General features: G+C 69.7%; 18 protein-coding genes. 8 read left to right on the top strand and 10 right to left on the bottom strand.

All coding sequences use genetic code 11. From position 1 onward, the window contains the following. The first annotated feature begins 35 nt into the window (after positions 1 to 35). The 3 genes from ACIPJI_RS23535 to ACIPJI_RS23525 are packed head-to-tail and all read left to right on the top strand — an operon-like array spanning position 36 to position 2,708. Complete coding sequence (locus ACIPJI_RS23535; protein WP_356619277.1) at positions 36 to 1,154, top strand: 3-oxoacyl-[acyl-carrier-protein] synthase III C-terminal domain-containing protein; 1,119 nt, start codon at positions 36 to 38, stop codon at positions 1,152 to 1,154. Between the two features lie 10 nt (positions 1,155 to 1,164). Then, the gene (locus ACIPJI_RS23530) at positions 1,165 to 1,680 is read left to right on the top strand and encodes an isoprenylcysteine carboxyl methyltransferase family protein (protein ID WP_402248552.1); all 516 of its coding nucleotides are present in this window, start codon (positions 1,165 to 1,167) and stop codon (positions 1,678 to 1,680) included. Continuing rightward, positions 1,677 to 2,708: an NAD(P)/FAD-dependent oxidoreductase gene (locus tag ACIPJI_RS23525; protein ID WP_356619281.1), complete on the top strand. Its 1,032-nt coding sequence runs from the start codon at positions 1,677 to 1,679 to the stop codon at positions 2,706 to 2,708. The genes ACIPJI_RS23530 and ACIPJI_RS23525 overlap by 4 nt, the downstream gene beginning before the upstream one ends. On the opposite strand, the gene ACIPJI_RS23520 is transcribed toward ACIPJI_RS23525, so the two are convergent. From ACIPJI_RS23520 to ACIPJI_RS23485, 8 genes are all read right to left on the bottom strand, one after another. After that, positions 2,680 to 4,728, bottom strand: a complete 2,049-nt coding sequence (locus ACIPJI_RS23520; protein ID WP_402248550.1) for a SpoIIE family protein phosphatase — start codon at positions 4,726 to 4,728, stop codon at positions 2,680 to 2,682. The genes ACIPJI_RS23525 and ACIPJI_RS23520 overlap by 29 nt on opposite strands. 190 nt (positions 4,729 to 4,918) lie before the next feature. Further along, on the bottom strand, positions 4,919 to 6,433 hold the full coding sequence (gene hpnR, locus ACIPJI_RS23515) for a hopanoid C-3 methylase HpnR (protein WP_402248548.1): 1,515 nt from the start codon (positions 6,431 to 6,433) through the stop codon (positions 4,919 to 4,921). Between the two features lie 491 nt (positions 6,434 to 6,924). Further along, entirely contained in the window at positions 6,925 to 7,938 is a 1,014-nt protein-coding gene (locus ACIPJI_RS23510; protein WP_402248546.1) for a hypothetical protein, read from the bottom strand. A gap of 63 nt (positions 7,939 to 8,001) precedes the next feature. Next, positions 8,002 to 8,865 carry a nuclease gene (locus ACIPJI_RS23505; RefSeq protein ID WP_356619289.1) on the bottom strand — a complete coding sequence of 288 codons (864 nt, stop codon included), beginning with the start codon at positions 8,863 to 8,865 and terminating at the stop codon, positions 8,002 to 8,004. 950 nt (positions 8,866 to 9,815) lie between these two features. Beyond that, positions 9,816 to 11,150 carry a hypothetical protein gene (locus ACIPJI_RS23500; protein WP_402248544.1) on the bottom strand — a complete coding sequence of 445 codons (1,335 nt, stop codon included), beginning with the start codon at positions 11,148 to 11,150 and terminating at the stop codon, positions 9,816 to 9,818. 49 nt (positions 11,151 to 11,199) lie between these two features. Next, positions 11,200 to 12,546, bottom strand: coding sequence for a hypothetical protein (locus tag ACIPJI_RS23495; RefSeq protein WP_402248542.1), 1,347 nt, complete (start codon positions 12,544 to 12,546; stop codon positions 11,200 to 11,202). A gap of 1,424 nt (positions 12,547 to 13,970) precedes the next feature. Further along, complete coding sequence (gene hemC, locus ACIPJI_RS23490) at positions 13,971 to 14,906, bottom strand: hydroxymethylbilane synthase (protein WP_402248540.1); 936 nt, start codon at positions 14,904 to 14,906, stop codon at positions 13,971 to 13,973. 212 nt (positions 14,907 to 15,118) lie between these two features. Further along, the gene (locus ACIPJI_RS23485) at positions 15,119 to 15,964 is read right to left on the bottom strand and encodes an NAD(P)H-binding protein (RefSeq protein WP_402248538.1); all 846 of its coding nucleotides are present in this window, start codon (positions 15,962 to 15,964) and stop codon (positions 15,119 to 15,121) included. Between the two features lie 141 nt (positions 15,965 to 16,105). On the opposite strand from ACIPJI_RS23485, the gene ACIPJI_RS23480 reads away from it, so the two are divergent. From ACIPJI_RS23480 to ACIPJI_RS23465, 4 genes are all read left to right on the top strand, one after another. Beyond that, positions 16,106 to 16,504, top strand: coding sequence for a winged helix-turn-helix transcriptional regulator (locus tag ACIPJI_RS23480; protein ID WP_402248536.1), 399 nt, complete (start codon positions 16,106 to 16,108; stop codon positions 16,502 to 16,504). A gap of 124 nt (positions 16,505 to 16,628) precedes the next feature. Further along, positions 16,629 to 17,039: a VOC family protein gene (locus ACIPJI_RS23475; RefSeq protein ID WP_402248534.1), complete on the top strand. Its 411-nt coding sequence runs from the start codon at positions 16,629 to 16,631 to the stop codon at positions 17,037 to 17,039. 185 nt (positions 17,040 to 17,224) lie between these two features. Next, positions 17,225 to 18,190: an ROK family protein gene (locus ACIPJI_RS23470; RefSeq protein WP_356619306.1), complete on the top strand. Its 966-nt coding sequence runs from the start codon at positions 17,225 to 17,227 to the stop codon at positions 18,188 to 18,190. A 427-nt stretch (positions 18,191 to 18,617) separates the two neighbouring features. After that, on the top strand, positions 18,618 to 19,946 hold the full coding sequence (locus ACIPJI_RS23465; protein WP_402248532.1) for a cellulase family glycosylhydrolase: 1,329 nt from the start codon (positions 18,618 to 18,620) through the stop codon (positions 19,944 to 19,946). A gap of 82 nt (positions 19,947 to 20,028) precedes the next feature. Here the strand turns inward: ACIPJI_RS23465 and ACIPJI_RS23460 are convergent, their stop codons facing one another. Together ACIPJI_RS23460 and ACIPJI_RS23455 are read right to left on the bottom strand one after the other, a co-directional pair. Beyond that, positions 20,029 to 21,060 carry a LacI family DNA-binding transcriptional regulator gene (locus ACIPJI_RS23460; RefSeq protein ID WP_307709981.1) on the bottom strand — a complete coding sequence of 344 codons (1,032 nt, stop codon included), beginning with the start codon at positions 21,058 to 21,060 and terminating at the stop codon, positions 20,029 to 20,031. Further along, positions 21,057 to 23,456, bottom strand: a complete 2,400-nt coding sequence (locus ACIPJI_RS23455) for a glycoside hydrolase family 2 protein (RefSeq protein WP_402248530.1) — start codon at positions 23,454 to 23,456, stop codon at positions 21,057 to 21,059. Before ACIPJI_RS23455 ends, ACIPJI_RS23460 begins: the two co-directional genes overlap by 4 nt. 266 nt (positions 23,457 to 23,722) lie before the next feature. Between ACIPJI_RS23455 and ACIPJI_RS23450 the strand changes: the two genes are divergently transcribed. Then, positions 23,723 to 25,042, top strand: a complete 1,320-nt coding sequence (locus tag ACIPJI_RS23450; RefSeq protein WP_402248528.1) for an ABC transporter substrate-binding protein — start codon at positions 23,723 to 23,725, stop codon at positions 25,040 to 25,042. Positions 25,043 to 25,100: the final 58 nt, after the last annotated feature.

The following is a 25,100-nucleotide window of genomic DNA, read 5'->3' as shown; positions in this document are numbered from 1 at the left end:
TAATGACCGGATCGACCGTGAGGAGACATCCCGGTATGCGTGTCCCCGCGCTCGATGAAACGGCCCCCGCCCCCTCCTTCGCGTCGAACCGGACCACCACCGTCGTCGCCGTACGGACCGCTCTGCCGTCGCACCGGTACGCCCAGAGCGACCTGACCGAGCTGATCGGCGATCTGTGCCTGCGGCCGGGCGAGGACCGGAGCCTGCTGCGCCGCCTGCACCGGTCGGCGGGGGTGCGTACCCGCCACCTCGCCCTGCCCATCGAGCGGTACCCGGCGCTGACCGACTTCGGGCAGTCCAACGCCGCCTGGATCGAGGCCGGTCTCGAGCTCGGTGAGGAAGCGCTGGTGGGCGCATTGGAAAGCGCCGGGATCACAGCGGCGGACGTGGACCTCCTCGTCTGCACGTCCATCACAGGAGTCGCCGCTCCCTCGCTCGATGCCCGCCTCGCCGTTCGTGTGGGAATGCGGCCCGACGTGAAGAGGATCCCCGTGTTCGGCCTGGGATGCGTCGCGGGTGCCGCAGGTCTCGGCCGGATCCACGACTACCTGTGCGGCCATCCGGAGGACACCGCTGTACTTCTCAGCGTCGAACTCTGTTCGCTGACACTGCAGCAGCGCGACGGATCGCTCGCCAACCTCGTGGCAGGGGCACTCTTCGGGGACGGTGCGGCAGCCGTCGTCGCACGCGGCGGCCGGGCGGCAGGGCCGGACGCCGGCCGGCCGCGGGTCGTGGCCACACAGGGCAGGCTGTATCCGGACACCGAACACCTGCTGGGCTGGAAGATCGGCGCCAGCGGCTTCCGCGTCGTCGTCGACGCCGGCATCCCTGACATCGTCCGGGCCCGCCTCGGCCCGGACCTACGGGCCTTTCTCGCCGCCCACGGCCTCGGCCCGGACGACGTCGGCACCTGGATCTGCCACCCCGGGGGCCCGAAGGTGCTCTCCGCTGTCGCCGACACGCTCGACCTGCCCGAAGGCGCCCTGGAGTCCGCTTGGCGGTCACTGGCGAGCGTGGGGAACATGTCCTCCGCCTCCGTACTGAGGCTTCTCGAGGACATCGGCAGAAGCGGGCGCCCCGAGCCCGGGAGCTGGGGCGTACTGCTAGCCATGGGCCCGGGGTTCTGCACCGAGTTCGTCCTCCTGCGCTGGTGAGGAAACGCTGATGCTCTGGTACACCCTGCTCGTTCTCGCCGTCGCGGCGGAACGCGTCGTCGAACTCGTCGTGGCCAGGCGAAACGCCGCCTGGACCCTCGCCCGTGCCGGCGTCGAGCACGGCCGCGGACACTACCCCGTCATGGTGGCCCTTCACACGGCGCTGCTCGCGGGCTGCCTGATCGAGGTGGCGATCGGTGACCGGCCGTTCCTCCCCGCCCTCGGCTGGTCCATGCTGGGCATCGTCGTGCTGGCCCAGGCACTGCGCTGGTGGTGCATCAGGACACTCGGCCCCTACTGGAACACCCGCGTCATCGTGGTTCCCGGGGCGCGCCTGGTGCGGGCAGGGCCTTACCGCTTCGCCCGCCACCCCAACTACGTCGCTGTCGTCGCGGAGATCGCCGCACTGCCCCTGGTGCACTCCGCATGGCTGACGGCCATCGTGCTCACCGCGGCCAACGCGGTACTGATGGGCGTCCGCGTCCGCTGCGAGAACACCGCCCTCGCCCAAGCCGTGACGGCATGAGGCCGACCCACGACCTCCTGGTCGTCGGAGGCGGGCCCGCCGGCCTGGCCACCGCGTTGCACGCCGCGCGGGCGGGCTTCGACGTCGTCGTGGCCGAGCCGCGCAGCGCGCCGATCGACAAGGCGTGCGGCGAAGGACTCATGCCCGGCGCGGTACGGGCGCTGCAAGCGCTGGGTCTGAAGGTCCCCGGCCAACCGATCGCCGGCATCCGTTACGTGCAGGGCACGCGAGCGGTCGAGGCCGCGTTCCGGCAGGGACACGGCCTCGGCGTGCGCCGTACCAGCCTCCATCAGGCTCTCCATACGGCGGTCGTCGACGAGGGAGTCACCGTGCTGCCCCTCCGGGTCAAAGGCGTGTACCAGGACGCCACGGGTGTCACCGAGTGCGGCACCGGACTGCGCGCCAGATGGCTGATCGCCGCGGACGGCCTCCACTCGCCGGTGAGGCGGTCGCTCGGCCTGGTGACCACCAGCCGTGGCACCCCTCGGTACGGATTGCGCCGGCACTACGCGGTGCCGTCGCGGTCCCCGTACGTGGAAGTCCACTGGGGCCCGCACGGGGAGGCCTATGTGACACCGCTCGGCCCCCGGCTCGTGGGCGTGGCCCTGCTGACCTCTCAGCGCTCGCCGTTCGGCACACAGCTGGCCGGCTTCCCCGAACTGGCCGCCCGGCTTCACGCCGAGGCGGCCGTGACGGACGTGCGCGGCGCGGGCCCGCTGCGTCAGACGGCCGGCACTCGCGTCCACGGTCGCGTGCTGCTGGTGGGCGACGCCGCCGGATACATCGACGCGATCACCGGAGAAGGCATCTCACTGGCCCTGGCGGGCGCCGAAGTGCTGGTCGACCATCTTCGGCGCGGGACGCCCGCTGCCTACGAGTCCGCCTGGAGGGCCGCGACCCGGCGACACCGGCTGCTGACCGACTGCCTCGTACGGGCCCGGCAGCAGCCCCTGCTGGCCCGGCTGATCGTCCCCACGGCTCGAAGACTCCCACGCCTGTTCACCGCCGCGGTGAACGCCCTCGCCTGACCGGGTGTCCCGCCCCACCGCCGCCCTCCGCGTGTTGTGGCCGCGCCATCAGCACCGCGACGTCGTCCTGCGGGCGTACGGGCAGCAGCTGCCGCAGGACGCTGTCACAGAGCTCCGCCAGCGGCTGCTGATCATGGTCCCGCAGGGCATGGGCGAGCTGGTCGAGGCCCTGATCGAGGTCCCGGCCGCGGGCCTCGATCAGGCCGTCGGTGTACAGGACCAGCAGGCTGCCGGGAGGCAGCCGGACCTGTTCGGCGCGGAAGTCCTGCCCTCCCGTCCCCAGCGGAGTGCCCGGTGGGCCGTCCAGGTAGGTGATCGCTCCGCCGGGCGACGCGACGGCCGGCGGAGGGTGGCCGGCTCTGGCGATCAGGCATCCGCCGGACACGGGATCGTGGACGGCGTAGACACAGGTCGCCATTTCGTCCTGTCCCATGTCCGCCACCACGGCGTCGAGCGAGCGGAGCACCTGCGCGGGTGGGATGTCGCTCCGGGCGAGCGTCCGCACCGCTGTGCGCAGCTGCCCCATGACGGCAGCGGCGTGGATGCCGTGGCCCATGACGTCGCCGATGACCAGTCCGGTTCTGCCCTGGGGCAGCGTGATCACGTCGAACCAGTCGCCGCCGACATCGTGTTCGCTGGCGGGCAGGTAGCGGCCGGTGAGCTCGAGGCCGCTGACCGTGGGGAGTTCGCTGTTCGTCAGGCTGCGCTGCAGAGTGAGGGCCGCCGCGCGCTGGCGGGTGTACATGAGCGCGTTGTCGATGTTCAGTGCCGCTCGCGCGACGAGTTCGTCGATGAGCACGCAGTCCTGCTCGTCGAAGGGCTCGTGACTGCTGAGCCGCGTCACCACGACAGCTCCGAGCACCTTGCCCCGCGCGACCAGGGGGATCAGCCGCGCCGAGCCGAGGGTCTTGAGGTACGCACGCAGGTCGTCGGCCCGGGGATCGGTGATCAACGCCGGCACGTCCGAGCGGTACAGATCGGTCGGACGCCCGTCTGCGATGACCCGCTCATAGAGGGATCCGTGCGGGATCCGGGACGTCATGCCGGGCACGAGCTTCGCCGTAGGGGCGGACGGATCGGGGAAGGCGGCAGCCATCCGGCGGACCACACCGTGCGTGGACGCCGCGGACTCGTCCGGTTCGATGAGCTCTTCGAGAAGCTGAACATCGGCCGAGTCGGCGAGCTGGGGCACCAGCACCTGCACCACCTCCTCGGCGGTCTGCCGCAAGTCCAAGGTGGTGCCGATACGGGTACCGGCCTCCGCGAGCAGGGCGAAGCGGCGCCGGGCGCGCTCCGCCTCGATCTCGGCCTGCTGGCCCACGGTGATGTCGATGAGGGAGGCGATCAGCCCCAGCGTCCGGCCGGAGCCGTCGACCAGCGGAGCGTACGAGCAGGACCAGGTCCGCTCCTGGTCCGGGTCGGCGGCGGTACGGCCCGTGCGGCGGACGTCGACGACCGCGGTGCCCCGGTCCAGAACCTCTCGCATCGTCGATTCGAGCGCCGCGGCGTTGACGCCGGGGACCACTTCCGTCAGCCGTTTGCCCAGATGCTCGGCGGCGGAGACACCGTTCATCCGGGCCAGGGCGTCGTTGACCCGCAGGAAGCGCAGATCGGTGCCGAGGGTGGCCAGGCCGATGGGCGACTGGGTGAAAAGACTTTCCAGAGCCGCCAGTGATTCCCGCATCCGCAGCACTTGAGAGGTCTCCACGGCGATCAGGAGGGCCCCCGCCCGCCCCTGCGCGTCGGCGGCCGGGACGATCCACATCTCCATGGTCACCCGGTGGCCGTCACGGTGGCGCACGGAAAGGGTCCCGACCACGGTCTCCCCGGCGCGGACGCGCCGCGTCAGCTGATCGGCCAGAGGTCCGTTGCCCTCCGGGACCAGCAAGGCGGAGGCGGGCCGGTCGAGAATGTCCTCGGGCCGGTGCCCGAGCAGGTCCTGGGCGGCCAGGGACCACTCCACGACGCGTCCGTCCGCGTCCTCTCTCCACAGCGCGATCGGAAGCAGCTCGCGGAGCACACCCGCGTATCCGACAGCGCCTACGGGCGGCGCCTGGCCCGCCGGCCGGTGAGCGTCCAATATGAGACCTCACTACAAATGGATCATTTAATACCAAATCACCCTATCCGAGACTCCGTGGTCAGGCCCGGCCCGGCCCCGGCCCAGCCACGATCAGTTCCCGGCCACGGCGCGCGCCGCGCCCGCACCCCTACTCCGGCACGGCGTCGGGGTTCTGCGCGGCGTCCTTTCGGCCCTGCGGTGTCGGCTTCGCGTGGATGTACAGCTGCCGGCGGTCCTCCACCTCCACGTGCCGGGGCAGCGGCAGCTCGAAGCGCACCGGGCGGCCGTGGTCCGCCACCTGCCTCGCGGGGTTGTAGACCCGGTTGAAGCGCCACAGCATCCGGGCGAAGTTCGTCTGGCCGCGGGCCAGGTTGGCCGCCAGGATGCGCGCGGCGCCGAACGCGGTCCGCAGCCCGAGGTGCTTGCGGTTGATCACCGACTGCGTGCGCACCAGCTCACGGTAGAACTCGTCCAGGGGCAGCGTCGTCGGCACGACGGCGTGCTGGATGTCGAAGAGCCGGTAGTCGCGGGTCGTCAGCTTCCGTGCCTCGGTGTGCCAGATCTCCGTCCCCGGATACGGAGTCATCACGGTGAGGTGGACGATCTCCGGTACCGAAAGAGCGAATTCCCTGACGATCCGGAACCTCTCCCGGTCCCAGGCCGGATCGACGATCAGATTGATGGCGACGGTGATACCGAGCTTCCGCGCCGTCTCGAGGGCGTGGAAGTTCTCATCAGGGCTGATGCGCTTCCGGTAGAGGTCGAGCCCTTCGGCGTCGATCGCCTCCATACCGAGGAACATGTATTTCAGGCCGAGCCGTGACCAGCGTTCGAAGATCTCCCTGTTGCGCAGCAGGACATCGGCACGCGTCTCGAGGTAATAGCTTTTCCGGATACGGCGGCGTTCCAGCTCCGCGGCGATCCCGTCACCGTGTTCGGGACGGATGAAAGCGACGTCGTCGACGATGAAGACGTTCCGCTCCCGGATGCTCGCCATTTCCTCCGCCGCGACCTGCGGGGAAGCCTTTCGGTAACTGCGGCCGTAGAAGGTCCAGGCGGAGCAGAACGAGCAGTCCCAGGGGCAGCCGCGGGTGAATTCGATGGAGGCGCAGGGGTCGAGCTCGCCGATGAAGTAGCTGCGGCGGTGCCGCAGGAGATCGCGGGCGGGGCGAGGGGAATCGATGCTGTGCAGCATCGTGGGCGCCGGACCCCGGCCCTCCAGGGTGACCGCCCCGGGCACGGAGGACAGGCCGCCGTCGCGGGCGGCGTCCAGGAGCGGCCCGATCGCCGTCTCCCCCTCGCCGCGGGCCACCGCGTCCACGGCGCCGTCGGCCTGTTCCAGGACGTCGTCGGCGACGAAGGACACGCTGTGCCCGCCGAAGAAGACGAAGACGCCGGGCAGCCTGCGCTTGGCGTCCTGGGCGATCTCGATCGCCTCGGGAATGTTCGCCAGATAATTGAGCGAAACGCCGATGGCCTCCGGCCGGAAGGATTCCAGAAGCCGCGTCAGCGCCGTATGCGACTCGGTCTGCAGGTCGATGACCCGCACCTCATGACCCGCTTCCCGTGCGGCACCCGCAACACGCTCGAGACCCAGCGGCTCCAGACGCAGGAAGATTTCCGAGTACATCAGAGCGCTCGGATGAATCAACAGCAACCGCATGCCGGCCTCCAACTCGTAGAAGAGGAAAACCCACACCCTTGTGCGAGCACTCCGGGCCGCCCGGTCACCCTCGTGGCCGCGCCGCGGTGTGCGAGACGGTGGCATGAGATGTCGGCAAGCAAACACCTCGTCACATGCGAGTCGCGGGACCTGACGAAGGAGAGCGCCGTTCGTGTCTCGTTTCCGACTCGCATGGCGGCACATCGGGGAGCAGCACGGGCGGGACGCGACCGCGTCACGGGTGTTCGCGTGTGCGGCCCGGCGGCCGACAGGTCCTGCCCGTCCGCGTCGAACCGGTCATCCGGACCGTGCGGGCCGGGCGAGTCGGCCCTGACGGCAGCCCCCCGGCAACGGCGAGCCGGGACGGCAGACTGCGGCTGTGGGACGTGCGGCACCGCCGCCTCACGGCAACGGTCGCGGGTCACACCGGATCTGCCCCTGAGCTGTGGCCGAAGTCCTGGACAGCCAACTGCCCAGGACCCCGGGACGGCTTACAGAGATGCCCTGAGCGGGACGCGGACAAGGACTTCCTTGACGCCGGCGCCGACGCCGGAGAAGAGCCCGCTGCCCACCCAGGCGGCCGTGGGGGCCAGGAAGACGGCCCCGATCGCCAGGACGGCCACGGCTGTCGCCACGCTCGCCTCGTACTCCTCCGCCTGAGTCGTGATCCTCAGCTGCACCTGGAGATCACCGGACATCTGGGCCTCACCCTGGGTGACGGGGTGCGTCTTGAAGACGCGCACGCTGCCGGTGTAGATCACCGTGCGTTCCACCGGTTCGAACTCGACGCGCAGAAAGGCCGTCTCGTCGCCGATGGTGCCTCCGATCCGGGGTGTGCCGTCGAGGCCGGTGCTGATGCTGACGGCGGCGAACAGTGAGCCGATGGCTTCCCTGGACTCCGAGCGCAGCCGGGAGCAGAGCTGGTCCAGGGCGACGCCCCCGATGGCACGGGCGCTGCCGGAGGCGACGGCCGTGTCCAGGGCCTTGAAGTCGGGGGACACTTCGCAGCCCAGGTTGTACGCCTCCTGACTCCAGGCCACCTTCAACGGGCCGTTCACCCAGAGCTCCATGTGGATGCCGGGGCCGTCCCATTCCGCGACCTTCCCCCGGAGGGTGTAGCTCAGGGAAGGCCAGGGGGCGGCGTTCTCCGGCAGCTCGAAGACCTCGTAGTCGGAGACGGCGAGGAGCAGCGGGGTGCCCGCTTCGGCGGGGGCGCTGCCCGGATCGACCAGTTCCATCAGGCGGGTCCAGGTGCCCCCGCCCACATCCACCCGCGCGTCGGCGACGAGGCCGTCCTGGACCGTCTGAAAGGTCCGGACGGCCTCGCAGAACTCGTACGAGGCGTGGCCGTCACCGATCGGCGGGAGTGTGTCCAGTGAGGTCCCGCCGGCCGGCAGTCCGACCGCGTCGAGGAGTTCGGCGACCTGCTGCTGATCGGAGGCGCGGTTGGGGCACTGGGTGCCCTCGTTCGTCAGGCCCACCGCTTCGCGTAGTCCCCAGGGCATGTGGCCGTTCCTTCCCGGTTTCTCGTCGCCTCGTACGGCCGGCTCCGCCGAGGACGAACGGTGTCAGGCATCCTCGAAGAGCAGGTCCTCCGGGGCATGCGTCATCCTCACGGTCTGGCCGTTGGTGGCCTCCACGACACGGTGCAGGCCCCTGCACCGCTCGCCCGTGGACAGGACGGAGAAGCGGTCCCCGACGCCGGCCAGAAATGCCGGGAAGCACGCCAACGGCATGGTCCCGAGCTGGAGGTAGTCCACCAGCCTGCGGAAAAGCTTGGGGAGAAGCACGACGTCGTCCGTCAGCGAGGGCAGGCCGGTGATCTTCGCCCCGGTCGTGGTGACATCGCTCGGCCACAGGCCCCGTCCCGCGTCCCGGGCGTCCCTGACCGCGTCGGCCATCTCCGCCCGCAGGCTGGTGAACAGGCTGCGGTAGAACGTCGGGTACACCAAACCCGTTGTGAGCAGATGGTGGTTGACCGTCGTCCTCAGCACGGTGACGTCGACGTCAATCTCCCGGCCACTTGACCCGGGAGGTGTGCCGCGCCCCGCCAGGGCGATGCAGCGGCCGTGGACATCGGCACCGCGGGTGAGCACGAACCCGGGGACCGTGTCCGGGGTGGTGGCGGTCACGCTCTCGTCAGGGCGGCGCTGGACATCGGTGAAGCCCAGCCAGCCCAACAGTTCGTCGCGTGCGGCGTGGGCGAACTGCAGCGGCTGGTGGACACGGTTCGCGCCGTAGTGCGTCTCGAGCGCATCCACCGCGTCGAGCCGCAGTTTCGCGCGTCCCACCACGCTGTGCTCGACGGCGCGGCCCAGCCCACCGCCGACCAGGCTCCACTCCGCGGGGTCATCGGCCGTGAAATGGACCGTGTCCCCGTCCGGTTGCGAGCCCTTGACGTCGTAGAAGCCCTTGATGAGCAACATGGGCATGGTGACCTCCGCGGATTCAATGGTGCGTGGCTGCGTGGCCTTCGAATCGACGCCGGCCCTGTGCCCTGCTGCCCACCGGACACGGAAGGCCGGCCGACGCAGCCGCTCCCTCATTTGCAGGCTACGGACCTGCTGTCAGCGCAGCGTCACCCTGCCGTCATCGGCCCGGGAAACCACGACTCACAGCGGTCGCGGAACAGTCCGGGACACTCGTCCTCGCAGGTCCGAGGGGGGCACGAATTCGTGCTCGGCGATCAGATCGCCCGATGCAGCCGACGACATCGCCGGAGAGTGGTTCACAGCCGACGGGGCCGTACCGGGCGGGTGTGCCTGTGAGGGCCACGGTGCCGCCGTCGGGCCGCATCGGCTCGGCGGTCTGCCAATGGGCGAGGCTGCGGACGTTGTCCGAGGCGGTCGGCGCCGCTTTCGGCGCTGCAGAGACGGGGACATCAGGCAGGACTCAGCGGTGGGCCGCAACACGCCTGAGTGGGCTGGACGAGGTGATGGTTACCACTTCGCGGCTTCAGGCGGGAGGTAGGCCAGGGTCCCTTGTAGGAGGGAGGACTGGCGGGACCTGGCAGATCCATCCCAGCGCCTGAGCAGCCGCCGTTCAAGAACGGCAAGGACTCCACCCACTCAATGCGAATGGTCGGTGCGCGTCTACTGCTGCGATGGCTCCAGCCTGTGGAGAACCTCGTCGCGGGATGATCGGGTGATGGCCCAGTCGGTTCCTGCGGGTGGTGGCGAGGCGATAGGAGTCGGTGCTGGATCCCCTGACGGCCAAGGTACGGCTGCGCGACTACCGTTCACCAGGTCCAGCCTCTCCTGGCCGAGCACGGCTGTACCATTCCATCATTCAACATCAACGGCTGGGCAGCCGACGCCGCTTCGCCCGATTCGACTACCCGGTCGGTTGACCTCCCAGAGCCCGTCGGGGCGCAAGGGGCCCGTCATGCGGCGGGACACGGCGGGACGGGGCCCAGATTCTTGATGTAGCGCGCGGTGGCCCAGCCCTGTGGGTCCTGCCCCAGCCGGTACCAGACGGTGTTGCCATTGACGGGCTCGCCCTGAGCCTTGCATGCCAGGGCTACCGTCTGGCCCGGGTTGAGACTGCCGACGGTGGCGGCCTTGCTGGTGTGGTCGCTGCGGACGGTTAGTGGCCCGCGCGAGACCACCCTGCCCAGGCCTGCGGGCGTGGTTGCGTCTTTCACCTCGCCCGGCGGCGGGCAGGCGGGCAGCACGGCCGCGAGCCAGGCCACCACCTGCGGTGCCGGGCGCCTCAGCTCAGAGCCGTCGCCGTCGGCCGCGCCGGTGAGGGTGAAAGGGCCGAGCGCAAGGGTCTCGGCGCTCGCGGCGCGGGCGCGGTCGGCGTCGCTCCAGTGCGCCTTCGCCACCAGGTTGCGCACGACCAACATGCGCGTGGTAAGCACCGGCAGAATCCCCGGATTGCCCTCCGGCATGCCGTTGGACAGCCCGCCGGCCGGCAGACCGGGGATCGCCCAGCTTCCGAGCTCGCACAGGTGCGCGCGCAGCCACGGGCGCTGCAGCCCGATGACGCGGTACTGGAACGACAGCTCGACGCCTGACGGTGTGTCGGTCGCCGCCGGGGCCACTTTCGCCGTGACGTCCACGATACGGTCCGGGTTGTCGAACGCCTCCGTCTGGATCCGGTCGGCCGCCGCGAGCTCCGGCTCCTGCCAGAGCGGCTGCGGCTGGACGTCCTTACGGGCGGCTATCAGCCGCCACTCTAGAGCCGGGAGCACATGAGGGACCTGGACGCCCGGGGCCGGGGCTGGCGCCGGGTCGGGGTCCTCGCCGCCGACCCGGAACGACGCGCTGGTCCAGCCTTCCTCGCTGAGCCAGTCGGCGGGTTCGGCGAGCACCGGGTGGTAGAGATCGCCGGCGGAGCCAAGCCGGGCGCGGGCCATCAGCTCGAAGTCTGCCCGGTTGTCGTTGACCAGGTTTGCCAGCGTGACCCGCGCCGGATCGCCGCCCGGGCCGGTCGGCCTAGCGCTGCGCAGCACGAAGTCCCACAGGTCGTCGTATGTGCCGCCGGTGTCGAAGAAGGTCGCGGCGGCCGCGGGAACGGTGTTGGCGAGGTCCGCCAGCGCTTCGGCGGCGGCCGGGGTTCCCGCGCCGCCAGCTGCCGCGGACGCCACGTCCTTGCCCGACGGTTCGAGGATCACCAGCGCCGAGGCATCGCCGGCGCCTTGCGGCGCGAGCAGACCCGCCAGCTGTGCGAAGAGCTGATCACCGGCCGCCGGCCGTGCTGTCGTCCCTGTCACCACTGTCACCCCTTACCGCTCTGCCACCGTCCCGATCCGGGCGGCGCCGTCACATCGGCGGGCACGCCGGGACGCGCAGGCACACAAATCCCAGCACTTGGATGTCGGGCACTTTGAATCCCTTGTCCGACGCCTTCGCCGAGAACCTGTCGCTTGACGAGCTGTGGCTGTAGTTGCCCGACACCGCGAACGGACCCCAGCCGACGCTGGCCGAGCCGCTGGTTGCCTCGGTGATCTTCTCGGAGTCCTGGTGGCTCCAGTCGGCGGTGATCTCCACGTCACGGACGATCACCAGCGCGATGGGGATCAGCGGCATCAGCGGGTTCGGTCCGCCGGAGATGACGCCGGGTCCGCCGAGCGAGCCCAGGCCCCACTTGGGTAGCCGGAAGAGAGAGGCGTCCATCCACTTGCGGTAGACCGGACAGACCCGCCACTTAAAGCTGACGCCGATGTCCGTGGTGTCCTGCGACATCGCCTGGCGGCTGTCGGAGTGCTCCACACCGCCGCCGAAGCTCCACAGACCCACCTGCACATTGGCCCCGCCGCCCCATGCGGTCGCCTCCGTGGTGAACTCGCTGGCGAACGTCGACTCGTTGAAGTGGTAGCTGGGCCAGCTCGACGCGTCGGCGCTGGCCCAGTCCGAGGGCGTGATGTTCGTCCGCAGGAATGTCTCCGTGAGGTCGTTGACGACTTCGAAGGCCTTCAGTCGGAAATGCGCGTCGTCGAAGGCGCGGGCCACTTGGCCCTCGTTGAGGGTCGCCAGCTGGGCCTTGGTGGACTCGACTTGGTCCCGGCCTGCGGCGCCCCAGTCGGCGAATGCCCGCTTCGGCTTCTGCAGTGCCTGTGCGCCCACGATCGGCCACATCGGCTTGAGCGTCGGGTCCTTCTGCGCCGCAGCCCATGCGCCCACGTAGGCGGTGTAGGTGTCCTGGTAGTTGTTGAACGCCTTTTCCTCTGCGTCGGCCAGCGCCGTGGGCTTTTGGATCGGACGGCCCTCGTCGTCCTTGCCCTCCTCCAGGAGCACCTTTTTCAGCTCGTCGCGTTTGGCCTCCAGTTCGGGGGAGGGGGGCGGCTCGTGATTCTGCACGCCCTTGATGATCTTGCGGTAGACGTCTGAGACCGTGCCGCCGATGGGCGCGTAGACCGGCCCGAGGCCCGGTATTTGGTCCACCAGCGACGCGGTTGTGGCGGCTGCGAGCACGCTGCCCTCGGTGTTGCCTGGGCTCCAGGGGTTGCGGTAGTCAGCGCCGTTGAGCACCATGCCCCGCTGTGCCATCACGAAGGTGGTGGTGGCGCTGTCGAAGGCCGACGGAAGTCCCGAATCCGGGTCCGAGCCGCCGATCACCTGGAAGATGCTGTCGTAGAGGGTCAGTGCAATGCGTTCGTCCAGAGCCATGGCGGATCCTCCGTCTGCTATTCGACCTGTGCGTTGGCTGGCCCCCTGAAGCGTCACCTTCCAGTCGTCGAAGCGCTCCCTCGCCAGCGCGACGGCTCCCTGACCGAGGGGAACGCCGAGCGACAGCAAGGTGGCCTGTGCTGCTTCGACTTCCGCAGCGCCCTGGGTCAGGAACTGTTCACGAGCCTGTTCGACCTTGATGCGGTGGGGCTCCAGCAGGGTAGGCGCCTGATCGGCGAAATCAGGATCCTTCAGGAGGCGTATCTGTTCCTTGGTGAATTCTCCTCTCGCAGAATCGGTTGCGGGTGCACCGAAATGTTGAGTAGTCTCAGGCCCAGTATCAGGGTGAGGGCTACGCGGAGATTAGCGGAGCAACCCTGGTTCCGTGCCGTGAATCAGCGGCGGGGACTGCACGGTCGCGTTGGACTCAGCGAGTTGATCGATATTGCGGCCGGAATGTTGCTCTCCCTGCTCGGATCGAGAGAAGGGTGAGGAAGGGACCGCCAACATCGGGCGGCGCCGGACCTAGCCAACAAGCCTCTCTTTTCAGAGTGTCGCAGCAAGTTGAGTACTGCAACCCTGGCGGCGGTTCGTGAGATGCGATGTCGCGTCGAATGGCCTGACCAACACCCAACGCACTCAAGCGATCGCGGTGAACCGTTCGAACCGGACCGCATCACCCCACGCCGGGTCAGTCCTCCACCTCGGGGATTGAGGCCGTGTGCGATGAGCGCTTGCTCTCTCGTCATGCCCACTCGACTCCGAGTTCGGCGAGTGCGGCCCGCTGGTCGTCGTTCAGCTTGTCGCGTCTCGACTTGGTGTTCGAGATCCATGCGCCGAGTTTGACCTGGTGTTCCTGGCCGTCGAGGACGATGGTTGCCGTCCTCGGGTGAGCGCCACAGAACCGCCGAATTCCAGCGGTTCACGGCTGCCCACTGAGTGGTCAGCCGCATGGTGCACCACGGATGCCCAGACCGTGCCGGAGGGTCAGGAATGCGCCGGGCTCGCGCCGGTGGGCGAGCCGGAGCGACGTGGTGCGAGTGACGAGCTATAGCCGGCCTGCGGTGGTGTAGCGGCCAAGGAGAAGGCTGTTGCGGAGGGAGAGCAGGCCGGTGACCGCGGCGATGATCCTCTGCCGCCGTATCCGGGGGCGGATCTTCCGCCAGCCGCGACGACCAGGCTGCTACGGCTGATCCGCCTCCTTGGTCACCACGCCCTCCACACCACGGCTGCCCCACTGCCCTCCCGGCTGCCTGCTGGAGGTGTAGGCGGTCGGCCCCGCCGTCCGGGTGAAACGGCCACGCCGGGTCTCGCCGTAGGCGAACACGAGGCGGCGAGCGTGGCATTGCGGGCCCGTGCACCAACAGTGGGGGACGGTTCTTACGCATCTGCCGGATCTCGGCTGCGCGCAGAGGCACAGGAGATCAGTGGGGGATGCCGTCGATCAGTTCCCGTGCGCCCTGGCGCAGCAGTGCGACCGCGACCGAGGTGCCCAGCGTGGCCGGGTCGAGGCGCCCGGCCCACTCGTGGGCGTTGAGGATCACCTTGCCGTCGGGGGAGAAGACCTTCGCCCGCAGAGACAGTTCACCGTTGCGCTCGCACCGGGCGTAACCCGCGATGGGGCTGTTGCAGTGCCCTTGCAGCACATGGAGGAACATGCGCTCGGCCGTGACCTCCCGATGCGTCCCGGGGTGGCCCAGGTCGCTCACCGTGTCGATCAGCGCGGAGTCGCCCTCCCGGCACTGCAGGGCCAGGACCCCCGCGCCGATCGGCGGGCACATCACCTCGGTCGAGAGCGTCTGCGTGATCACGTCCGCGCGCCCGATGCGCTCCAGGCCCGACACGGCCAGGAGGAGCGCGTCCGCGTCGCCGGCGGCCAGCTTCTCCAGGCGCCGGTTGGCGTTGCCCCTCATCGGGACGCACTCCAGGTGCGGGTGGGAGACGGCCAGTTGGGCGGTACGACGCACGGAGGAGGTGCCGATGCGGGTGCCTTCGGGCAGCTCGTCGAGCGTCAGACCGCCCGGGTGGATCAGTGCGTCGCGTACGTCGTCGCGCTCGAGGAACGCCGCGAACACCGTCCCTGCCGGCAAGGGCCGGTCCGCGGGGACGTCCTTGACGCAGTGCACCGCGAGATCGGCCTCGCCCGCGAGCAGAGCGGCGTCGACCTCCTTGGTGAACGCCCCCTTTCCCTCGACGAGGGACAGGTCGCCCATCCACTTGTCGCCGGTGGTCTTGACCGGGACGACCACGGTCCTGATGCCGGGGTGGAGCGCGGCCAGCTCGGCGCGGACGCGCTCCACCTGGGCGAGCGCCATGGGGGAGTCGCGGGAGACGATGCGGATCTGGTCAAGGGTGGACATGGCGTCCACGATAGACCGCCGGACACGGGCGACGCGGTCCGCGACACCGACGCGCCGCCCGTGCCGGTGGAGCGAGTTGCGTCCGGCCGGCTGGCATGCGGGCCGTCGTCGCCGCTGCCGGTTCGCCCGCCCCGGCGCCCCCACGTCGCCCGCCGGTTCGCCCGCCCGCGGAAGGGCAGGGCGCCGGCAGCAACGGCTCTGCCCCGGCAGCCCTATCGGAAGGCGGCGACGTACCGCCGTGACCATTCGGCGAAGGTACGCGGCGCACGGCCGAGAACACGCTCGACATCAGGGCTGACGCGCTGTTCCGCGACGGTCGGTTCGCCGAGGATGGCCAGGGTCGTCTCCACCACCGGTTCGGGCATGAACCGCAGCATCTCCTCGCGGGCCTCCTCGCGGGTCTGCTCGATGAACCGGACCGGTTCGCCGAGTGCGTCGCCGATCACCGCGGCCCGCTGCCGGGGCGTACTCGGTGCGGGCCCGGTCAACTCGTAGACACGTCCGTCGTGTCCGTCCTCGCGCAGCGCCACGGCGGCGACCTCGGCGATGTCGTCCGGGTCGACGGTGGGCAGGCCGACGTCGCCGAACGGTGCGGCGACGCTCCGGTGCGCGCGGACCGCCTCGGCCCAGGCGTAGGCGTTGGAGTTGAAGCCGCCGGGCCTCAGGATCGTCCACCTCATGCCGGACCCGCGCACGGCGTCCTCGATCGTGCGCGCCGTGTCCCCGTGCGAGGCCGACTGCGGCCTGGTCGCGACTCCTTGGGAGGACAGCAGGACGACCCGGCCGACTCCACCGGCCTTGGCGACGTCCAGGATCTCGTACGGGTTCAGCAGGTGCGCGCTCGCACCGCCGTTCTGAAGGAAGAGCGCGTCGGCGCCGTCGACCAAGGAGCGCAGGCTCTCGGCGTCGGTCAGGTCCGCCGCGCGGTGCGGGACGCCCTTCGGAACGTCGGCGCCCGTGATGGTCCGGGATGTCGCGGTCACCCGCTCACCGCCGGCCACGAGGACCTTTACCAGCGAGCGGCCGACATTACCGGTCGCCCCCGTCACTACGATCATGACAACTCCCCTGTATTTCCCGTGTGGTTACTGGTTCCCGAACAACGATTCGGGTGCCGCGGACCTGTTGTCCGGGCGATGCCGGGACGCTAACACCGCCGGTATAGTAGGTACCTACGGGAAAGTGGCTATCCGAGAGGGATGTGCATGGCACGCGAAGCGACCTGGAGGCCGCCCTCCGAGACCGAACCCGCACTGGCCTGTCCGATCGCGCCGGTCGTCGACATCGTGTTCAGCCGGTGGACCACACCGATCCTGTGGAGCCTGCACACCTACGGGCGGCAGCGATTCGTCGAACTGGAACGACGGATCGCCAGGATCACTCCGAAGGTGCTGACCCAGCGGCTGAGGCAGCTGGAACGCGACGGCCTCGTCGTACGCACCTACCATCCCGAGGTCCCCCCTCGCGTGGAGTACGAGATCAGCGAGCTCGGCCGCAGCCTCGCCCCGCTCTTCGCGCACCTGGCCGAATGGGCCGCCGACAACCTGGACAAGGTCGAGCAGGCCCGGCACGACTACGACGCGGATCCGATCCGCTGATTCGCCGGGTGGGCCGTCTCGCCGCCGGGTCACCCGGATGCCCGGCGGTGTGCGCCCCTGCCCGTTGCCCACCGCCCTGACGACCCGTTACCAGGGTGTGTCCGGACCGATGGATGGAGGCGACATGGGGATCCTCGACAGTGCGCGCGTGGCCGTTCGGCTGCCCGCGCAGGACCTGGAGCGAGCGAGGCGCTTCTACTCCGAGAAGCTCGGGCTCGAACCCGTCGACGAGCGCCCGGGTGGGCTCCTTTACCGTTGCGGTGGTGCGGACTTCGCCCTGTTCCGGTCCGCGGGAGCTTCGCCCGGGACCTTCACCCAGATGGCGTTGGAGGTCGACGACCTCCGGGCCGTCATGGGCGAACTCAAGCGGCGCGGCGTGGTGTTCGAAGAGGTCGATCTGCCCGGCCTGAAGACCGTGGACGGCATCGCCGAGGTCCAGGGGAACTATCCGAGCAAGGGCGCGACGGGCGAGCTCGGCGCCTGGTTCCGTGACAGCGAAGGCAACATGCTGGGGGTCGGCCAGCCGGTCCGCTGACGGACCCGGAACCGACAGTGCGGCCGCTCCGTGGCCGAGCAGGCCGGGCCGGGGATCGAAAATCAACTTCCGTCCTTGACTGAACAATTGCTCTGCTAAACCGTTTACTGGACAACGTTGTCAATCCCGTGCACAGTAACGCCCCGGAGTGATGAATCCGCTCCCTCCATGAAAGGGCGAACGTGATGGTGTACGGAGCACTGGACATCGGGGGCACGAAGATCGCCGGCGCGCTCGTGGACGAGGAGGGCCGGCTGCTGGTGCGGGCCGAGCGGCCGACCCCGGCCCGGCGCCCGGCCGAAGAGCTGATGAGCGCCGTGACGGCCGTGCTCGATGAGCTGGCGTCGCATCTCGCATGGGGCGCGCTGTCCTGTCTCGGGATCGCGAGTGCCGGTCCGGTCGACACGGCAGCAGGCACGGTGAGCCCGGTCAACATCCCGGCGTGGCGCCGGTTTCCGCTGGTCGAGCGGGTGCGTGCGCATCCCCGGACGCCGCTCGGTCTCCGTCCCGTACTGGTCGGCGACGCCGTCGCGATGACGGCGGCCGAACACTGGCTCGGCGCGGCCCGCGGGGTGGACAACGCCCTGTGCATGGTGGTGTCGACCGGCGTGGGCGGCGGACTCGTGCTGGACGGCCGCCTGCATCCCGGGCGTTCGGGGAACGCCGGCCACATAGGCCACATCACGGTGGACCTGGACGGTCCCCTCTGCGCCTGTGGCGCCCCGGGCTGTGTCGAGCAACTGGCCAGCGGCACAGCGATCGCGGCCCGTGCCCGGGCCGCCGGCTGGACCGCCCCGCCCGGTGTGAGGCCGGACGCTGCGGCGGTCGCCGCGGCGGCCAGGGCCGGGGACGTCCGCGCGCAAGCCGCGTACGAGCGCGCCGCGCAGGCGCTGGCGGCGGCGATCGCGGCGACGACCGCCCTCGTCGAACTGGACCTCGTGGTGATCGGAGGCGGGGTGGCCCAGGCCGGTGACACCCTCTTCACGCCCCTGCGCCGCCGCATGGCGCACTATGCCGTGCTCGACTTCACCCGTGATGTGCCGATCGTGCCGGCCCGGCTCGCCCTCGACGCCGGGCTCATCGGGGCCGCGGCCGCCGCGTCGGCCGGTATCGGCCACCCGGCCCCGCGGGTGGCGGCGCCCCGCCCGTAATGGGCCTCGGACAATGGCGTGAACGGCGTCCGCGACATCGGGGAGAGATGAACAACTACTAAACTTAACCGGTTTGGCTTCAAGTGTTGTGTCCATGTCTTCCGAGGCCTAGCCTCTCTTCCAGTCGCCCGCACGAAAGGCGAACTGCCGCCGCTCGACATTGCTGTGACCGGCAACAGGCGGCAGTTCGTCAAGGTGACCTCTTCCCGCCGACCGGTGGGAGCCGCAGTCGATACCCGGTCGGCGGGGACCCGTTCCGCCCTGCGACGTATTCATCGCCATGCCTGTGGAATTCCGGACGGACAGCTCCGAATCCGGAATCCGGTGGATTGCGGCAGGGGGACAAGAGCGTCCGAAGGACATGACAGTGCCGCGCACCCGGGCCGCCGTGCCCGTGTCGTGCGTGCAACCACGTTGGGAGCAGACAATGAGAAGGAAACTGGCCACCGTGGCGGGAGCGCTGCTGGCCATGGCCGCCACGCTGTTCGCCGCCCCCGCCCCGGCCCATTCGGCGGACACTGCGTCCGGGTTCCACATCAGCGAAGGCCGGCTGCTGGACGCGGGCGGCAACGACTTCGTCCTGCGGGGCGTCAACCACGCCCACACCTGGTACCCGAGCCGTACGTCGCAAGCACTCAAGGACATCAAGGCGCTGGGCGCCAACTCCGTGCGGGTCGTGCTGAGTACGGGCGACCAGTGGACCAGGAACGACGCGGCCGACGTCGCGAACGTCGTCGCGCAGTGCAAGGCGAACCGGCTCGTCTGCGTCCTCGAGGCGCACGACACGACCGGGTACGGCGAGGCCGGTGCGGCGGTTCCGCTCTCCCGCGCGGTCGACTACTGGATCGACGTCCAGGCGGCGGTCAAGGGCCAGGAGAAGTACGTCATCCTGAACATCGGCAACGAGCCCTACGGCAACTCCGGATACAGCGCCTGGACGTCCGGCACGACCGACGCGATCAAGCGCCTGCGCGCCGCCGGCTTCGACCACACCCTCATGGTGGACGCGCCGAACTGGGGCCAGGACTGGTCGTTCACCATGCGCGACAACGCCGCCGGCGTCTTCGCCGCCGACCCGGACCGGAACACCATGTTCTCGATCCACATGTACGGCGTCTTCGACACCGCGACCGAGGTCAGGGACTACCTCAGCCGGTTCGTGTCCAACAGACTCCCCATCCTCGTGGGCGAATTCGGCGACGCCCACTCGGACGGCAACCCCGACGAGGACGCCATCATGGCGACGGCCGAGCAGCTCGACGTCGGCTACATGGGCTGGTCCTGGAGCGGCAACGGCGGCGGCGTCGAGTACCTCGACATGGCAGAAGGCTTCGACGCCTCCCAGCTCAGTCCCTGGGGGCAGCGCATCTTCAACGGCGCCGACGGGATCAAGCAGACCGCACGCGAGGCCGGCGTCTTCACCGGCGGCCCGGCAGCCGGCGGCTGCCAGGTCACGTACCGGCTGAGCGACTGGGGCAGCTCCTTCAACGCCGATGTCACGATCCGCAACACCGGCGCCACCGCCGTCAAGGGCTGGCAGCTCGACTTCGCCTTCCCCGGTGACCAGAGGGTCAACTCGGCCTGGAACGCCAAGGTCGTCCAGCAGGGGACACAGGTCCGCGCCACCCATGAGTCCTGGACCGGGACCGTCCCCGCCGGCGGAAGCGTGAGCTTCGGCCTCAACGGCTCCTCCGGCGGCGCCAACGGGATCCCCGCCGCCTTCACCCTCAACGGCGCCTCCTGCACGAAGGGCTGACGGGCACACAGGTCCTGCCGGGCACCGGAACGCTCCAGGGCCCCGACCGGGAAGGTCGGGGCCCTGGAGCATGTCCGCCGAGTCAGGTGCGCTGCGGTGCGGGCGCCGTCGAGCCGCGAGGGGTGAGCGAAGGAGTGGGCACCTGAAGCGCCCCGCTGTGCGTCCCGTCGAGCACCGCGAACAGCGTGCGAGCGACCTCCGCACCGAAGTGGTGCACATCGTGGCTCATGGCCGACAGCGTCGGATGGGTTATCCGGCACAGCTGGGAGTCGTCCCACGCCAGCAGCGACACGTCGTCCGGGATGACGAACCCCATCTCGGCCGCCACGCCCGCGCCGGCGACGGCCATGATGTCGTTGTCGTACACGATGGCGGTGGGCCGGTCCGCGGACAGCAGCAGGGACCGCGTGGCGCGGGCCCCCTCCTTGCCGTCGAACCCCGTGGAGATCTGCCGGCCCTGCTCCAGTCCGAGCTGGCGCATCGTGGCTTCGAAGGCGGCCGCCCGGATGGAGCTGTGCCCCAGCCCGGCCGGGCCGCCGACGCGTGCGATGCGGCGGTGGCCCAGCGCGGCCAGATAGCGGACCGCCTCGGCGGCTGCGGTCGCGTCGTCCGTCCAGACGGCCGGGAAGGACCCGGTCAGGGACGGATGTCCGACGGCGACCGCCGGCAGGCCGACGGCCTCAAGTGCCGGCACCCTCGGGTCGTCGTCGTGGAAGTCGACCAGGATCGCTCCGGCGATCGTCCGGCTGCGCCACCACGTCTTGTGGAGGTCGATCTCCTCGTCGAGGTCCCGTACCAGGCGCAGCAGCAGCGAACAGGAGCGGTCTGCCAGGACGCTCTCGATGCCCGAGATGAATTCCATGTAGAAGGGTTCGAGGCCGAGCAGCCGGGCGGGCCGGCACAGGGCCAGCCCCACGATGTCGACCCGCTGGCTGGAGAGGCTGCGTGCGGTCAGGTTCGGCGCCCAGCCCAGTTCGCGTGCGGCGGCGAAGATCCGCTCGCGGGTGGCCTGCGAGACGCCCGGCTTGTGGTTGAAGGCGAGCGAGACCGCCCCCTTGGAGACACCGGCACGGGCGGCGACGTCCTTGATCGTGACGCGAGTCGTTCCTGTCACATCACGTCCACGCTGAACAGGGCGGCCCGCACGTCCTCGACGTCCACGGAACCGCAGCCGCTGACCTTGATACGGGTCCGCTCGCCGGGCAGGAGCGTCGTGAGGCCCTGGTCGGCGGTGGCTCGGGGGCCGAGCCGGTCGGCCTGGAGGAGGAGGTCTCTGACCAGAGTGTGTGCGCTCACCACGACGTCGACTCTATCGCTCTCGCCGGGAACCGGTTCCACAGCGATGTCGTACCGGGGCCGCGGGTAGGCGAAATCTTTGTCGGGGGCGGGGAAGTGCAGGGCGCGCAGGCCGTCGGCGTCGGCGACGAGGAACTCCTTCGCGGACCGTTCCGCGGGTGCGAGCACCGGCGGGACGGGCAGCCGCACGACCGAGCGTGGTTCCGCGGTGACATCGACGACGCCCTTGTGCACCGTGGTGCCGTCCGCCTCCAGGCGGCGCAGGGTCACCGACGTCCGCCACACGGTGGGGGACTGGTTGACGACGGCGAGTGTCAGGCCTCCGTCACCGGCCTGGACGGTGAGCAGCCGGTCCGCGTACACGCGGCGCAGCTCGTGGTGGAGGGGCTTGAGCCTGCCGTCGCCGTCGACCGCCGACCACGAGCTGACCGGCCAGCAGTCGTTGAGCTGCCAGACCACCGTGCCCGCGCAGACGGGCCAGTGGGAGCGCCAGTGCTCGATACCCGCGGCGACGGCACGGGCCTGGACGACCTGGGTGAGGTAGTGCCAGCGGTCGAAGTCGTCGTCGGGGAGCGGGAAGTGGCGAGCGACACCGCGGTTCAGTTTGCCGTTGCCGTCCTCGGCCTTCTGATGGTGCAGCATGCCGGGGGAGTCGGGCGCCGGCCGCTCACCGGGGAGCGCGCGCCGCAGGGTCGCGATCGCGGGCGGGGCCTGCCAGCCGAACTCGGCGACGAAACGCGGGACGCTCGTGCGGTACTCGGCGTAGTCCTGGCGGTTCCACACCTCCCACGAGTGGAAGGTGCCGTGGGCCGGGTCGTTGGGGTGGTGGTCCCAGGAGCCGGACCAAGGGCTTCCCGCTGTGTAGGGGCGGGTGGGGTCGAGCTCGGCGACCAGACGGGGCAGCAGGCCGAGGTAGTAGCCCTCGCCCCAGGAGTCGCCCGCGAGCTCGCGCTCCCAGCCCCAGTCCCTGAAGCCCCACAGATTCTCGTTGTTGCCGTTCCACAGCACCAGGCTGGGGTGCGGCATGAGTCGGACAACGTTGTCGCGGGCTTCGGCCTCCACCTCCCCGCGCAGCGGCTGCTCTTCCGGGTACGCGGAGCAGGCGAAGAGGAAGTCCTGCCAGACCATCAGGCCCAGCTCGTCGCAGACGTCGTAGAAGGCGTCGTCCTCGTAGATGCCGCCGCCCCAGATCCGCACGAGGTCGACGTTGGCGTCGGCGGCCTGCTCGAGCCGGGCGCGGTAGCGCTCGGGGGTGATCCGGGAGGGGAAGACGTCGTCGGGGATCCAGTTGACCCCGCGCGCGAAGATCCGCTCGCCGTTGACGACGAGGGTGAAGCCGGTGCCGTACTCGTCGGCCGAGCGGTCGAGTTCGATCCGGCGGAAGCCGACGCGGCGCTGCCAGCCGTCCAGCGGTCCGCTCTCGTCGGACAGGGTGACCTCGAGGTCGTACAGCGGCTGCCGGCCGTAGCCGCGCGGCCACCACAGCCGCGGGTCCGCCACCTCCAGCTCCAGCACCGCCGCTTCGCCCTCGAAGGTCACCTCGGCCTGCACTCCGGCGACCGTCGCTCGGGCCGTGAGCTGCCGTCCTTCGCCCCGGCGGGTGCGCTCCACCTCCAGCCGTACCTCCACCCGGCCGGTGCCGTCGGCGACGGTCACCAGCGGGCGGACCCGCGCGATGCGCGCGGTCGACCAGTGCTCCAGGCGGACCGGCCGCCAGATCCCGGCGGTCACCAGCGTGGGGCCCCAGTCCCAGCCGAAGCTGCACGCCATCTTGCGGATGTACTGCGAGGGTTCCGGATAGACGTTCGGCCGGGACCCGGTCAGGGAACGGACCGCCTCCGCCTCTTCGTAGGCGGAGGCGAAGTACACCTCCAGGGGCCCGGTGCGGCCGGTGACGTCGAAGCGGTAGGAGCGGTGCATGTTGCGGGTACGGCCCAGTTCCTGGCCGGCGAGGGTGATCAGCGCGGCGGTGTCGAGGCCGTCGAAGACCAGGTCGGTCCGCTCGTGGGCACTGTCGTGTGCCAGGTCGGTGAGGTAGGTCCACCCGCGCCGGCCGACCCAGGCGACCTCGGTCTCGTTGAGTCCGATGAAGGGGTCGGGGATGACGTCGGCGGCCAGCAGATCGGTGTGGACGCAGCCGGGGACCCGAGCCGGCAGCAGCGCCTCTTCATGGCGCACGCTCCACCCCTCGGTGAGCTGGGTGACGTCCTTCATGGTGCGGCTCCAATCGCCTGACTCAGGCCGTGGATGTACGACGTCGCACAACCTAACCCGGTGATCAGATCCTGTCCATAAACCGGTCAAGTTCCTGTTCCTTCGATCAGTCGACCGTTCCGGACCCTGTTGGGCGACTTCAAGAGCGTTCGCTGGTAACGATTAGGCATCGTGGTGGAAATCAGAGCTTTACCGGTTCACTTCGCGCCTGCCATAGTGCCGACATCCCACCCGGACTGAGCCGCAATCCTGAAGGAGTTGGGCACATGGGAAAGAAGAAGACGCTCGCGGGCGTGCTTCTCGCCGTCGCGACCTTGACCGTCGCGGGGTGCAGTGGCGGAGGAACACCCTCCGCCGAGACAGCGACGGTTCCCGCCGACCCGGACGAGGTGTCCGGCACGATCACCGTCCTCACGCACCGCACCGATCTCGTCCAGAACGGCGCGATGGACGCGTACGCGGCGGAGTTCAAGAAGACCTACCCCAAGGTCAAGGTGAAGTTCGAGGGCCTCACCGACTACGAGGGCGAGGTCAAGATCCGGATGAACACCGATGACTACGGTGACGTCCTCATGATCCCGGCCGCCGTGTCCAAGAACGACTACCCGAAGTTCTTCGCACCCCTCGGTCCCGCCAAGGAACTGACGGCCGAGTACCGCTTCAGCGACAAGACGGACGTCGGCGGCAAGGTCTACGGCATCGCCCAGTTCGGCACGGCCAACGGATTCGTCTACAACAAGTCGGTCTGGAAGAAGGCCGGCGTCACCAAGTGGCCCACCACTCCTGAGGAGTTCCTCGCCGGACTCCGGGCGATCAAGTCCAGGACCGGCGCGGTGCCGTACTACACCAACTTCAAGGACGGCTGGCCCCTGGTCCAGTGGGGCGGCAACCTCGGCTCCGTCACCTGCGACGGCGGCGCCGGTAACAAGCTGGCCGGCCCTGTCTCCCCCTGGAAGCAGGGCGGCGAACTCAATGTGAGCGACACGCTCCTGCATGACATCGTCAAGGGCGCCCTGTCCGAGAAGGACCCCAACACCACCAACTGGGAAGCCTCCAAGGGCATGGTGGCCAAGGGGGAGATCGGCACGATGATGCTGGGATCCTGGTCGATCACGCAGATGAGGGATGCCGCCGAGAAGGCGGGCGCGAAGCCGGACGACATCGGTTTCATGCCGTTCCCCGTACAGAAGGACGGCAAGTTCTGCGCCACGGTCGTGTCCGACTACCAGCAGGCCGTCAACGTCCACTCGGAGCACAAGGGAGCGGCCCGGGCATGGATCGACTGGTTCACGGAGAAGTCCGGCTACTCCGCGAAGGAAGGTGCTGTCCCCACCGTGAAGTCGGCCCCGATGCCCGACACGCTCAAAGACTATGTTGACAACGATGTCACCTTCGTGGAGCGCTCCGAGACCAGGACCGGGCAGGTCAACGCCATAGACAACGCGGCCGAGATCGGTCTCAACACACCCGACTACCGGCAGAAGCTGGTCGACATCGCCCGCGGCGCCCAGAGCGGCAGCCTCCAGGACTTCTTCGCCGACCTCGACAAGAGGTGGGACGAGGCAGCGAAGACCGCCGGCTCCTGACAGACGGCGGAGGCGGGGCCCCGGCCGCACCACACCGGCCGGGGCCCATCGCCTGCCG

This window comes from Streptomyces sp. NPDC086835, from assembly GCF_044745705.1.
GTDB lineage: Bacteria > Actinomycetota > Actinomycetes > Streptomycetales > Streptomycetaceae > Streptomyces.
This window is presented reverse-complemented; position numbering and strand designations above follow the sequence as displayed.

What these genes read in the sequence shown, in the direction of transcription:
- ACIPJI_RS23535 (WP_356619277.1), top strand. Translation starts at nt 36, where the DNA reads ATGCGTGTCCCCGCGCTCGATGAAACGGCCCCCGCCCCCTCCTTCGCG.
- ACIPJI_RS23530 (WP_402248552.1), top strand. Translation starts at nt 1,165, where the DNA reads ATGCTCTGGTACACCCTGCTCGTTCTCGCCGTCGCGGCGGAACGCGTC.
- ACIPJI_RS23525 (WP_356619281.1), top strand. Translation starts at nt 1,677, where the DNA reads ATGAGGCCGACCCACGACCTCCTGGTCGTCGGAGGCGGGCCCGCCGGC.
- hpnR (WP_402248548.1), bottom strand. Translation starts at nt 6,433, where the DNA reads ATGCGGTTGCTGTTGATTCATCCGAGCGCTCTGATGTACTCGGAAATC.
- ACIPJI_RS23510 (WP_402248546.1), bottom strand. Translation starts at nt 7,938, where the DNA reads ATGCCCTGGGGACTACGCGAAGCGGTGGGCCTGACGAACGAGGGCACC.
- ACIPJI_RS23505 (WP_356619289.1), bottom strand. Translation starts at nt 8,865, where the DNA reads ATGCCCATGTTGCTCATCAAGGGCTTCTACGACGTCAAGGGCTCGCAA.
- ACIPJI_RS23495 (WP_402248542.1), bottom strand. Translation starts at nt 12,546, where the DNA reads ATGGCTCTGGACGAACGCATTGCACTGACCCTCTACGACAGCATCTTC.
- hemC (WP_402248540.1), bottom strand. Translation starts at nt 14,906, where the DNA reads ATGTCCACCCTTGACCAGATCCGCATCGTCTCCCGCGACTCCCCCATG.
- ACIPJI_RS23485 (WP_402248538.1), bottom strand. Translation starts at nt 15,964, where the DNA reads ATGATCGTAGTGACGGGGGCGACCGGTAATGTCGGCCGCTCGCTGGTA.
- ACIPJI_RS23480 (WP_402248536.1), top strand. Translation starts at nt 16,106, where the DNA reads ATGTGCATGGCACGCGAAGCGACCTGGAGGCCGCCCTCCGAGACCGAA.
- ACIPJI_RS23475 (WP_402248534.1), top strand. Translation starts at nt 16,629, where the DNA reads ATGGGGATCCTCGACAGTGCGCGCGTGGCCGTTCGGCTGCCCGCGCAG.
- ACIPJI_RS23470 (WP_356619306.1), top strand. Translation starts at nt 17,225, where the DNA reads ATGGTGTACGGAGCACTGGACATCGGGGGCACGAAGATCGCCGGCGCG.
- ACIPJI_RS23465 (WP_402248532.1), top strand. Translation starts at nt 18,618, where the DNA reads ATGAGAAGGAAACTGGCCACCGTGGCGGGAGCGCTGCTGGCCATGGCC.
- ACIPJI_RS23455 (WP_402248530.1), bottom strand. Translation starts at nt 23,456, where the DNA reads ATGAAGGACGTCACCCAGCTCACCGAGGGGTGGAGCGTGCGCCATGAA.
- ACIPJI_RS23450 (WP_402248528.1), top strand. Translation starts at nt 23,723, where the DNA reads ATGGGAAAGAAGAAGACGCTCGCGGGCGTGCTTCTCGCCGTCGCGACC.